We start from the raw sequence: 12065 nt of genomic DNA, 5'->3' as shown, positions 1-12065 counted from the left end.
TTACATTTCATAGAAAGAATTAGAAGATTAGCCTTTAACCCCGCCTGCTGTAAGACCTTCAATGATTTTTTCTTGCAGGATTGCGTAGATGACCATAACGGGTACGACACTGTATACAATACCGGCTGCCATTTGCGCATAGTTCGTGTTGTACGTATCTCGGAAGCCTACCATACCGACCGGTAGCGTGCGCAAGTTGTCTGTTGAGATAAAGAAGTTTGCGAGCAAAAATTCATTCCAGTTGCCAAGGAAGTTGACGATAAATACCGTCACGAGCGCTGGTACCGTCAACGGCAAGATGACTCTGAAGAAAATGCCCGGTGCGTTCAAGCCGTCAATTACGGCTGCTTCTTCGATCTCAGACGGGAGGCTGCGCATAAATGCCGCCAAGATAATAATTGTAAATGGTATTGCCCCTGCTGTGTACGGAACATATAATGCCCAGTGCTTGTCGAGCATGTTCAAATTTTTCAGAATGCCGTAAATCGGAAGCAGCAATGCGTTGCCTGGAATGAGCAAGCCAAGCAGAATGAACTGGAACACTGCTGCACTCATCTTCTTATAACGCATACGTGTAATCGCAAAGGATGCAAGAGATGCGATGAGAATCGTAGATACGGATGCTGCAAGTGAAATATACAAACTATTAACGAAATAAGTGCTGATTTTTGCATTAACCCAAGCTTTTACATAGTTGTCCCAAGCGAATTCAGTCGGCAAGCCGAATGGATTTGCTGCAATGGCTCCGTTGTCTGTTTTTACAGACGAGAACAGGACGAACAAGAATGGAAAAAGAATAACTGCCAAATAAAGCAGAAGGAAAATATGAGGGACGCCCTTTTTCAGCTGTTTCATCATTAGTATTCAATCCTTTCCGTTCTACGCGCAATGAGTACTTGATAAAGCACAGTAACGATGAGCGTGAACACGAAGATAAGGACTGCGATGCTGTTCCCGTAACCATATTTAAAGCTTGTAATCGAGTGCTTGATCATATAAGTTGCCATAACGTCGGTTGCCCCTGCCGGGCCGCCCTTCGTCATAACGATGACGATATCTGCAGCCTTCATCGCGCCTGCAATCGACAGCATGACGACTACGGATATGATTGGCATAATGAGCGGAATCGTGATGCGCATCGCACGTTGAACGCCAGTTGCGCCATCAATCATCGCTGCCTCGTCAAGGTCTTTCGGAATTGCTAAGATTGCAGCCAACACCATAACAATGTAGAAACCGGTACACTGCCAAGCGTTCGTAATCAAGATCGAAATCATTGCCGTTTTCTTATCTGCCAGCCACATAAGCGGATCAATGCCGAACAGACCTAACAGCTTATTAAGAAGTCCTGTGTCCGGATCGTAAATGAAGCCCCACAAAATACCGATGACGGCCGTGGACATTACAGACGGCATAAATACAGCTGTCTTGTACAATCCTTTCAAACGCTTGACATTGGAGATGAGCAGTGAGAAGAAAATGATTAACGGAACCTGAATAAACAAAGAGAACAAAATAAAGTAACCGTTGTTCTTCACCGAATCCCAAAATTCTGGCTTACTCATCACATTGAGATAGTTGTCAAAGCCAATAAATGTAACGTCCTTCGATATTCCGTTCCAACTCGTAAAGCTATAGTAAATCGCATTGATTACCGGGTATATAAAGAATGCGATGAACAAAACGAGCGTAGGAAGCAAAAATAACACATATGTTAAGGGGTTCTTTAATGCTTTGTTCATATGATTTCCCTCCGTCCGTCCCACATCGTAATCATACTGGTTACCTGCCGCTCAGGATGATAAATGAGCACCACCCCCCATAGTAGGACAGGTGGTGCTCCTAGTGGTCAAGCTTGTATTTTGTTTATCTTATTTTGATGCTGCGTTCGCTTCTTCTTGAACCTTTTGTACGGCATCCAGAACCGCTTGCGGTTCTGCCTCGCCGCTGATCATTTTTTGAAGCTGTTGGCCCAGTGCTGTGTTCACATCCGCTTGAACAAGTGCGTCAAATGCCGGCCATGTGTATTTCACGTCTTTCATTTGCGCCATAATTACTTGCAGCAAATCGTTGCCTTGGGAAGCCTCATCCAGCTTCGCTTGGTCAACCTTCATTGCAGGGATAACGCCATCTTCTTTCAAGCCGCGTACTTGCATGTCTTCGTTGTACAGGTTCTTAATGAATGCTTTAACTGCTTCCATCTTGCGTGGATCATCAGCAACCTTGGAAGAGAACGCATACCCGTTGTTCGAGTCGAACATTACGCTGTAGCCATCGCCTTCTTTAGCAGGAGGCATCATGAAGAAGCCAGCTTTGTTATGCAATTTACCGGATTGTGTAGCATCAGCGAATACGGAGGATGCCCAAGATCCGTCGAACATCATAACTGCTTCGCCATTAACCAACTGTGTGCGTTGTGTTGCATAGTCAAGACCAAGCTCGCCTTTTTTGAAATAGCCTTTCTTGATCCACTCTTGGTGCTTCGCGAATGCTTCTACCATTTTTGGATCGTTCCACTTCGTGTCGCCTTTAGCAAATCCAGATGTAATATCCGCACCGCCGAAGTAGGACCACAGTGTATTCGTTGTCATCAATGGTACCCAAGCATCCTTGGAACCAATTGCGAATGGAATTTTGCCGTCAGCCTTTACTTTTTCAGCGATTGCTTCAAGCTCAGCCAATGTTTTTGGAATTTGAATGCCTTTTTCAGCGAAATAGTCTTTGTTGTAGAAATATCCTTCAATGGAAGCGCCGATTGGCAAACCGTAAATCTTATCGTCTACTGTCCATTGTGCAAGGGATTGAAACTTATCCTTCAATCCAAGTTCGTTGAGAATCGGTGCTACGTCGAGAATAAGTCCATTCTCTGCGTACAATTTAACGTCTGGGTTACCGAAAGCATCAAAGATATCTGGTGGAGATCCGCTGCCCATCTCTGCACGAAGCTTTTCTTTGCGGTTCACCTCGGAGTCCACACCATCGAGCTTAATTGTCAGACCTGGTACTTCGGATTCTGTCTTCTTTACAACATCTTGCAGGATAGCAAAGCGATTTTTCTTTGCATCACCGAGCTGCGTGTGACGAAGCGTAAGCTCGAACGGTTCAACCTTTTTTCTTCACCAGTTTGGTTTGCTGGCTTTTCAGAACCATTCTCTGTCTTCGATCCGCATCCTGTAAGCGCTGTCGTTGCGATGAACAGAAGCGTCAGAATCATTACCAATCCTTTTTCATGTAAGGACCCTCCCGTATGTTTTTGTCTGCCAGTATCTTCTTGTTGTTTGCTACGCCTTCATTATAAATCGACCATGTCCATTCTGTAAGGACGACATTTTCACTATTGAGGGATAAAATCCTCTAACAATCCTTGCAGAAAATAAAACAGCGGTCAAAAACCCCAATCCGAGGATTTGACCGCTGATCTGTGAAATGCATGGCATACTAGGCTCTATTATATACTTTCGAATGCTGCTAAACTTACAATCTGATACAATACATCATTTCAGTAATCGAATATGAGCGAATTAGTTCCCTCTTGTAAAGTTGTACAACTTATCATACAGTTCTCGAATACTAGCATTTGTGCTGTTCGCTGCATCGCGCAGAACCGGCCCGCTTCCTTTATAATACGCAGTAAAGCCTTTCCCCGCGAATCCATATTGGTAACCTGCGTTCATATAGTCATTGAATCGGCTGCGGAACACATTATCCGTTAGCATACGGTTGTCGAACTCCACTTCAACGCCCATTCCGTATCGTTTCGCAGTAGTCACGCCATCAATAAGACGATCAATTGATAAATCTTCAAAATAATAATTTGGCTGGTAGGTCGCTGCATCAAAGCCAGCGTCTTTCCAAATAAAACTCTTATATGTCACGGAATGTGGGATCCAGAACGATTTCAGCCCTCTTGCATGAACATCAGAGTTCATCATCCGCAGGAAGTCTGGGGCTGACTTGGACCAGCTAATATCTTCATCCAGCCAGTACATACCAACCAGTTCAAGGTTTGAGAAGTTATTCGCATTCCAGCGGTTTTGAACCTCTTGCAGCCACCATCTGACTGCCTTCTGGCGTGTCGCCAAGGCTTTTTCTATGCCCACGCTGGCTTCACTAAAGTTCTCGGTAATGCCGTCGCCGTCAATGTCACCGAAGTTCGTCGCTGATTCTCCCGGATTTGGCAGCATCATAACAACCTTCGTTTTATGATTCGGCTGTCCGAGCTGAATTCCTACTTCCTTCGTTGCCTCATTCAACTGCTTCAAGTCACCTTGCACGCCAAATGTTTTATCCAGATACCATTGCCAATCCGTAAGGAGTGAATCCTTTCCGAAATCACGGCCCGCCGGAGATTGGAGACCCAGCATTAACACCCCATCAAAGAACCAGTCCTGAACTTGTCCGGCTTGATTCACATAACCAATTTCCGGAATCAAGCTGTCTTTTGTCCACTCCGGAACGTCAGCGTAATATCCATTGTAGACAAGCGATAAATTACGGATTCCAGCAGTGTCGACGCCTGGGTACTGGAATTCGAACGGCTTCATATTCACGACAACTGCTCCGTCAGCCTTGCCGTCAGTTCCCATAATTTCAATCTCATCAATAAATGTCCATGCTTTCGGATGCATAGGGAACACAACTTTCACGTAGCGTGCATAGGCCATCGTAGCACCTTGTCCTCCGCCTGCAACCCCATCTTTGCTGCCATCCCATACATAGGTTTGATCAATTGGTGGGCCATTCGTCCAGCCTCGTTCCGTTGCTTTGTGCCCGACAATTCCCCAATTCATACTATCATCTGACACATATATAGATACGCTTAACGGGAACAAAATCGCAGAACCCGGCCAATCTTGAAGGAAATGCGCTTTCACACTGGCAATTGACTTGCGCTGTCCAAAATCAAAAGTAACTTCGCGCGCCTTTTTCTTAATATGACCAACCCATGCCGGATCCGTAACATTAGCGGTTCCTTTTTTCCATCAATCAGCTTGTTGCCTGGATCCGGATAATTCGATTCCGGCGCTTCCGACCATGTGTAAGTAGAGTTCGTAGCAAGGTTGCGGAACTGAGGTGCCGCTTGTGCGTTCGGCATGTTCGGTATGATTGACAATATCAGCATCATGCTAAAGACAAGTGCTGCCATCTTTTTCATCATAATCAATATCCCTCCTAAATAAGATCATTTTCGAAGAATACGGCGGCGCTGAATCATCGAATAACTAAGCTGCGATCCTACCTCCTCTATTCATAAATTCATCCAAGAAAAGCTGATCCCCCATGATGCCTGATACCTTTTCTAGGTTGAACCAGTAGCTAATAGCATCTCTTCATCTTCCAGTTATGAGGACAAGAAAATGCATTTCCACAGCATATATGCTTGGTAAAAAAAAGACCTTGGATGACAGCGCTTCCATTTTGGGTTGTGAAAATCCTTTTCTCATTCTTACTGCGTATTATAGTTTTTTTCTTCCAGTTTAAAAATAGTTCTTTCCGATCAATTTATACACAATTCACGTTACACGATATTTTTGAATTGGCGTTCTAAAATGAACATTCTTTCACGATTTCAACAAAAAAGAGATGACCTCTTCCCTATATAGCAAGTCATCTCTTTTCCTATATGAACATAGTTGGGTTTCACGATACGCTGGTTTGCTGGCGTCCTTTCTCAATAAGCGCATAAGCACGCTCCACCTCTTCTGCTGTCGGGGAAGGAACCCCTTCAAGCGGATACTTTTCGCCTAGCTGTTCCCACTTGTATACGCCCATTTGATGGTATGGCAGGATTTCAAATTTCTCAACACCTTGCAGTGTACCAATAAAACGGCCCAGTTCAAGCAAATCCTCTTCATCATCGTTAATCGTCGGTACGAACACGTGTCGAATCCACATTTTCTTGCCATGCTCCGATAACCAACGCGCTGTATCCAATGTGCGTGCATTCGGTACACCTGTAAGTGCAATATGCTTGTCATTGTTAATATGCTTAATGTCCAGCAGTACAAGATCTGTAACGTTCATCAATTCTTCGAGCTTCGTCACGTCGTTGAATCCGTTAGAATCAAGTGTTGTGTGCATATCCCACTGCTTCACTTCACGGAACAATTCTCTAACGAATGCCGCCTGCAATGTTGGCTCTCCACCCGATACAGTAAGTCCCCCGCCTGAGCTGCGATAGTAAGGCAAGTATGGTTCAATTTCAGCGAGTACCTCTTCCAGCGTCATCTCTTTGCCGTCACTCAAGCTCCAGGTGTCGCGGTTATGGCAATATTGGCATTTGAGTGCGCACCCCTGCATGAATAAAATAAAGCGTATGCCAGGTCCATCAACGGTACCGAATGTTTCTAACGAGTGAATACGTCCGATCATCTCTATCACTTTCCTCTCCAGCCCATACAACCTGATTAAATGACAAGAGGGACGCTCCCTCCCCGCCATCGACCGAAAGATACATGGCATTTGGTGCAGTTGCGTCCCTTTACTTATCAAATATCGAGTATATCCATTACGTTGCTCATTTTGCCTCTAGTTCAACCGTAATTATGTTCTTACATTGAACCATGGAATGTACGGTTGATAACATCCAATTGCTGCTCACGAGTCAGCTTAATGAAGTTAACCGCATATCCAGATACGCGAATCGTCAATTGTGGGTAGTTCTCTGGATGCTCCATTGCGTCCATCAGCTGTTCACGGTCGAACACGTTGACGTTCAAATGGTGCGCGTTGCTGCCGAAGTATCCATCCATCATCGATACGAGGTTGGATTTGCGAGCATCTAGCTCTTTGCCAAGCGCCTTAGGTACGATGGAGAATGTATTCGAGATTCCATCCAAGCTGTGCTCATATGGAAGCTTCGCTACCGAGCTAAGCGATGCGAGCGCGCCCTTCTTATCACGGCCGTGCATTGGGTTCGCGCCTGGAGCGAACGGTTCGCCAGCTTTGCGTCCGTCAGGAGTTGTACCTGTCTTCTTACCATATACAACGTTCGATGTAATCGTCAGAATCGATTGAGTCGGCATTGCATTGCGATAAGCTTTATGCTTGCGAATCATGTTCATGAACGATTCAACCAACTCAACAGCGATGCTGTCTACGCGATCATCGTTGTTGCCGTAGCAAGGATATTCGCCTTCGATTTTGAAGTCAACAGCGATGCCTTCTTCGTTGCGAATCGGTGTTACTTTGGCATATTTGATTGCACTCAAGGAATCGGCTGCTACCGACAAGCCGGCAATACCGCAAGCCATTGTGCGCAAGATTTCTTTATCGTGCAGCGCCATCTCAATGCGCTCATAGCAATATTTATCATGCATGAAGTGAATCACATTCAATGTGTTCATATACAGCTTCGCGAGCCATTCCATCATCTGCTTGAAGCGTTTCACAACCTCGTCGTAGTCCAATACGTCGCTAGTGATTGGAGGAAGCTCTGGTCCAACTTGCAAGCCAAGCTTCTCATCTTTACCGCCATTGATTGCGTACAGCAAGCATTTCGCCAAGTTGGCGCGAGCGCCGAAGAACTGCATTTGCTTACCGATGCGCATTGCGGACACACAACATGCGATACCGTAGTCGTCGCCATAGATTGGACGCATCAGGTCGTCATTTTCATATTGAATGGAGCTTGTTTCAATCGATACTTTCGCACAATATTTCTTGAACGCTTCAGGAAGCTTCGTCGACCAGAGAACAGTCAAGTTAGGCTCTGGAGCAGGTCCCAAGTTGTACAAGGAATGCAGGAAGCGGAAGCTGTTCTTCGTTACGCGAGTTGTACCGTCCGAAGCCATACCGCCGATCGATTCTGTTACCCAGGTTGGGTCACCACTGAACAGGTCGTTGTAAGCAGGTGTGCGCAAGAATTTAACGATACGCAGTTTCATAATGAAATGGTCAACCAATTCTTGAGCTTCTTGCTCTGTCAATGTACCTTCTTGAATGTCGCGTTCCACATACACATCGAGGAACGAGGATACACGACCGAGGGACATTGCAGCACCGTTCTGTTCTTTGATGGCTGCCAGGTAACCGAAGTATACCCATTGGAATGCCTCTTGTGCATTTACGGCTGGCTTGGAAATATCCATGCCGTGCATTGCGGCCATTTCCTTCAATTCAGCAAGTGCGCGAATTTGTTCCGAAATTTCTTCACGATCGCGGATAGTATGTTCATCCATTGCATCCAGCTCAAGATTTTTGAGGTCGTTTTTCTTTTGCTGAATCAAGAAATCTACACCGTACAGCGCTACGCGGCGGTAGTCGCCGATAATGCGGCCGCGGCCGTAAGCGTCTGGCAAGCCTGTAATAATACCCGCTTTGCGCGCCATGCGCATGTCGGAAGTATAAGCATCGAAAACACCTTGGTTATGTGTTTTACGAATGTCTGTGAAAATTTTGATAACGTCTTCCGGCATTTCGAAGCCGTATGCTTTACAAGCATCGATCATCATCTTAATGCCGCCAAAAGGTTGAATCGAGCGGCGGAACGGAGCATCCGTTTGTACACCTACTACTTTTTCTTTTTCTTTATCTAAATATCCCGGCTTGTGCGATACGATCGTTGAAGGTGTATTCACATCAACATCCCATACACCGCCGCGTTCACGTTCTTCTTTGGAGAGCTGGCTCACGATATCCCACAGATCCTTCGTATTTTGCGTAGGACCTGCCAAGAATGCTTCATCGCCTAAGTAAGGCTTGATGTGTCCATCCAAGAAGTTTGGCACATCAACGTGAGTTTGCCATTTGCCTGCTTTGAATCCACGCCAAGGATTCATTTCATTTGTTCCTGTCATGTTCTTTTCCATCACCGACATCATAATCCCTCCATACATGTTTGTTTTTCTGTATGTGTTGTAATCGAATTGAAAGCGCACACCCAGCAAATGTTTTCGTTTTCCACTTCACATTGCTTGTGATCATTTTCACGAAAAAGGCTGCAAGGCGGTTATCTCATCTTTCGCATTCGTTCGATAGCTGCCTTTTCGTAATGCCGAGTGAGGCTGTGCAGCAAGTTTTATAAGGCGAATTCTGATTCTATTTCATCCTCTCCTTGCTACGTCTTCATTGTACCTCTTTTCACACTTTTAATTATGTGATATTTATCACAATATATGCTGGGCAAATGATTTTTTTCACAAATTATGATTCAAAATGTTGGAATCGTATTCCTACTCCCTATCTCATTGCTGCTTACAAAGCAAAAGCAGCGGAGAAAATCTCCCCGCTGCCTGCTTCTTGATTATTCAAAACGTCCGTAGAATGCGTTCCGATATACATCCGCCAGCTCTGTTACGAGCGGAAGCTTCGGATTTGCTGTTGTACACTGGTCTTCAAAAGCACGGTCTGCCAAATAATCAACACGGGATTCGAAGTCCTTCGCATCGAAGCCAAGTTCTTGGAACGACTCTGGAATTCCCAATTCGCGATTCAATCCACGAATGGCGTTAATCAAGCTGTTCACGCCCTCTTCGGTTGTCCGGCATGGTAGACCGAGGATGCGGGCAATTTCCGCGTAGCGCTCATCTGCCACAAAGTGATCGTATTTCGGGAACGATGCATACTTCGTTGGCTTCTTCGCATTGTAGCGAATGACATGCGGCATGAGAATCGCATTCGTACGGCCATGCGCAGTATGATATTGCGCCCCCCACTTATGAGCCAAGCTGTGGTTGATGCCTAGGAATGCATTCGCGAACGCCATACCAGCAAGTGTGGATGCGTTATGCATTTTCTCGCGAGCCTTCGGACAAGCTTCATGATGAGATTTCACCAAGTTCTCGAACACCAGTTGAATGGCCTTAATTGCTAACCCATCAGTATAATCGCTTGCCATCACCGATACATAAGCTTCGATTGCGTGCGTCAGTACGTCCATACCCGTATCTGCAACTGCCGTCTTCGGCAGGCTATATACGAACTCTGGGTCGATAATCGCTACGTCTGGCGTTAGTTCATAATCGGCTAGTGGATATTTCGTGTTTCCTTTCTCCTTATCCGTAATAACCGCGAACGAAGTTACTTCCGAACCTGTACCCGAAGTCGTTGGAATTGCGACGAATTTCGCCTTCTGCCCGAGACGCGGATACTTGAATGTACGCTTGCGGATATCAAGGAACTTTTGCTTCAGGTTGTCGAATTCAGCATCTGGATGTTCGTAGAACAGCCACATGCCCTTCGCCGCATCCATCGGAGAGCCGCCGCCAAGTGCGATAATGCAGTCAGGCTCGAAGCTGAGCATCATTTCTGTACCGCGTTCCACTGTCTTTGTCGATGGATCTGGCTCTACATCAGAGAACACTTCAATAACGACTGGGTTGCGGCGTTGACGCAAGTAGTATTCCAATTTTTCTACGTAGCCAAGCTTCACCATCATCGGGTCAGTAACAATCATGACACGGCTAATATCCGGCATCTTCGCCAAGTACTGCGTTGCGCCTTTTTCAAAGTATATCTTGTTCGGCACCTTGAACCATTGCATATTCACTGTTCGCTTCGCCACCCGTTTAATATTCAGCAGATTGACAGCCGTTACGTTCGAAGAAGTCGAGTTGCGGCCATAAGATCCGCAGCCTAGCGTCAACGAAGGAATATTCGTGTTGTATAGGTCGCCGATTGCTCCATGGGTCGAAGGAGAGTTTACAAGAATACGACCTGTTTGCAGACGATCTGCGAATTTGCCGATTACCTCGTCATCATGCGAATGGATAACCGAGGAATGGCCCATTCCGCCAAACGCTACGATTTCAGCAGCGCGATCAATTCCATCTTGTGCGGTTTTCACCTTGTAGCAGGCAAGCACTGGGCTTAGCTTTTCAGCAGACAATGGGAACTTCGGCCCTACGCCATCCAGCTCAGCTACTAGAATCTTCGTCGTATCCGGCACTTGAATACCAGCCATCTCTGCAATCTTCTTCGCGGACTGACCTACGATGTTCGGATTCACTGCACAAGTGTCTGTCTTCATCGCCATTGCTTGAAGCTTGCCTGTCTCTTCCTTGCTCAAGAAGTAGCAGCCTTGGGCTGTCATCATTTTCTTCGTTTGTACGTAAATCGGCTCTTCAATAATGACTGACTGTTCAGAAGCACAGATCATACCATTATCGAACGTCTTGGAAAGAATCAAATCCGTTACGGCTTGATTCAAGTCTGCCGTCTTCTCGATGAAGCAAGGTACGTTGCCCGGGCCAACGCCAAGAGCAGGCTTGCCGCAGCTGTAAGCAGAGCGAACCATACCAGCACCGCCTGTCGCTAGGATAAGCGCCACATCAGGGTGATTCATCAAGGCGTTAGTCGCTTCCATCGACGGATACTCGATCCATTGGATACAGTGCTCTGGCGCACCATATTTCACAGCTGCATCATGCAGGATGCGAGCTGCTTCCGCGCTGCATTTCTGAGCTGATGGATGAAAGCCGAAAATGATTGGATTGCGTGTCTTTATCGAAATGAGCGCCTTGAACATTGTCGTTGAGGTCGGATTCGTTACCGGTGTAATCCCCATGACAATTCCAACTGGTTCCGCAATTTTCATGTAAGAGCCGTACGGATTATCCTCAATGACGCCTACTGTTTTGTCATACTTGATATAGTTGTGGATATATTCAGTTGCAAATATATTTTTCGTAATTTTATCCTCATACACACCGCGTCCCGTTTCCTCAACGGCCATCTTGGCCAGCAGCATGTGCTTATCCAAGCCAGCGAGTGCCATTTGCTGCACGACCTTGTCAATTTGCTCTTGGTTCATATCCATAAATGCTTCTTGCGCCTTCTTCGCGCGGTCAATCAATTGTTGAATGTGCTTCGTGACATCGTTTTTCTCTACAACTGGTTTCGTTTCCTGTTTTGTCGCCATTCTCTCCGCCTCCATTCATTGATTCCATGCCGATGAACCTAAGGAAAGGTCTTTTATTTGGTCTGTATACGGTTCTGTTACGGTCCTTATCTGAGGTTCGTAATGGATACAATTGCTTGTGAATCATTTCACACTCTCATTGTACCCACCTGAACAGGGTTTAGTATGTGATATTTTTCACATTATCTCACTAATCTGATCAATA

At 45.9% G+C, this 12065-nt stretch carries 9 protein-coding genes; all 9 read right to left on the bottom strand.

Annotated elements, in window-relative coordinates:
• Positions 1-27: 27 nt before the first annotated feature.
• Positions 28-855, bottom strand: a complete 828-nt coding sequence (locus PAV_RS12490) for a carbohydrate ABC transporter permease (RefSeq protein WP_040735919.1) — start codon at positions 853-855, stop codon at positions 28-30.
• A 2-nt stretch (positions 856-857) separates the two neighbouring features.
• Positions 858-1742 (bottom strand): carbohydrate ABC transporter permease, encoded by an 885-nt coding sequence (locus tag PAV_RS12485; protein WP_005546645.1) that lies wholly within the window; start codon positions 1740-1742, stop codon positions 858-860.
• Between the two features lie 129 nt (positions 1743-1871).
• Positions 1872-2990, bottom strand: a complete 1119-nt coding sequence (locus tag PAV_RS12480; RefSeq protein WP_338010903.1) for an ABC transporter substrate-binding protein — start codon at positions 2988-2990, stop codon at positions 1872-1874.
• A 32-nt stretch (positions 2991-3022) separates the two neighbouring features.
• Positions 3023-3214 (bottom strand): hypothetical protein, encoded by a 192-nt coding sequence (locus tag PAV_RS37255; RefSeq protein ID WP_005546641.1) that lies wholly within the window; start codon positions 3212-3214, stop codon positions 3023-3025.
• A gap of 307 nt (positions 3215-3521) precedes the next feature.
• Positions 3522-4805 (bottom strand): DUF4855 domain-containing protein, encoded by a 1284-nt coding sequence (locus tag PAV_RS12475; RefSeq protein ID WP_238555816.1) that lies wholly within the window; start codon positions 4803-4805, stop codon positions 3522-3524.
• Positions 4806-4870: 65 nt separating this feature from the next.
• Entirely contained in the window at positions 4871-5158 is a 288-nt protein-coding gene (locus tag PAV_RS36135) for a hypothetical protein (RefSeq protein ID WP_005546636.1), read from the bottom strand.
• Between the two features lie 482 nt (positions 5159-5640).
• Positions 5641-6372: a pyruvate formate-lyase-activating protein gene (gene pflA, locus PAV_RS12470; protein WP_005546634.1), complete on the bottom strand. Its 732-nt coding sequence runs from the start codon at positions 6370-6372 to the stop codon at positions 5641-5643.
• A 179-nt stretch (positions 6373-6551) separates the two neighbouring features.
• On the bottom strand, positions 6552-8819 hold the full coding sequence (gene pflB, locus PAV_RS12465) for a formate C-acetyltransferase (RefSeq protein ID WP_005546632.1): 2268 nt from the start codon (positions 8817-8819) through the stop codon (positions 6552-6554).
• A gap of 425 nt (positions 8820-9244) precedes the next feature.
• Entirely contained in the window at positions 9245-11860 is a 2616-nt protein-coding gene (adhE, locus tag PAV_RS12460) for a bifunctional acetaldehyde-CoA/alcohol dehydrogenase (protein WP_005546630.1), read from the bottom strand.
• Positions 11861-12065: the final 205 nt, after the last annotated feature.

The organism is Paenibacillus alvei DSM 29 (genome assembly GCF_000293805.1).
Classification (GTDB): Bacteria; Bacillota; Bacilli; order Paenibacillales; family Paenibacillaceae; genus Paenibacillus_B; species Paenibacillus_B alvei.
Note: the sequence above shows the minus strand (reverse complement) of the source record. Positions and strands in the feature narration are given on the sequence as shown.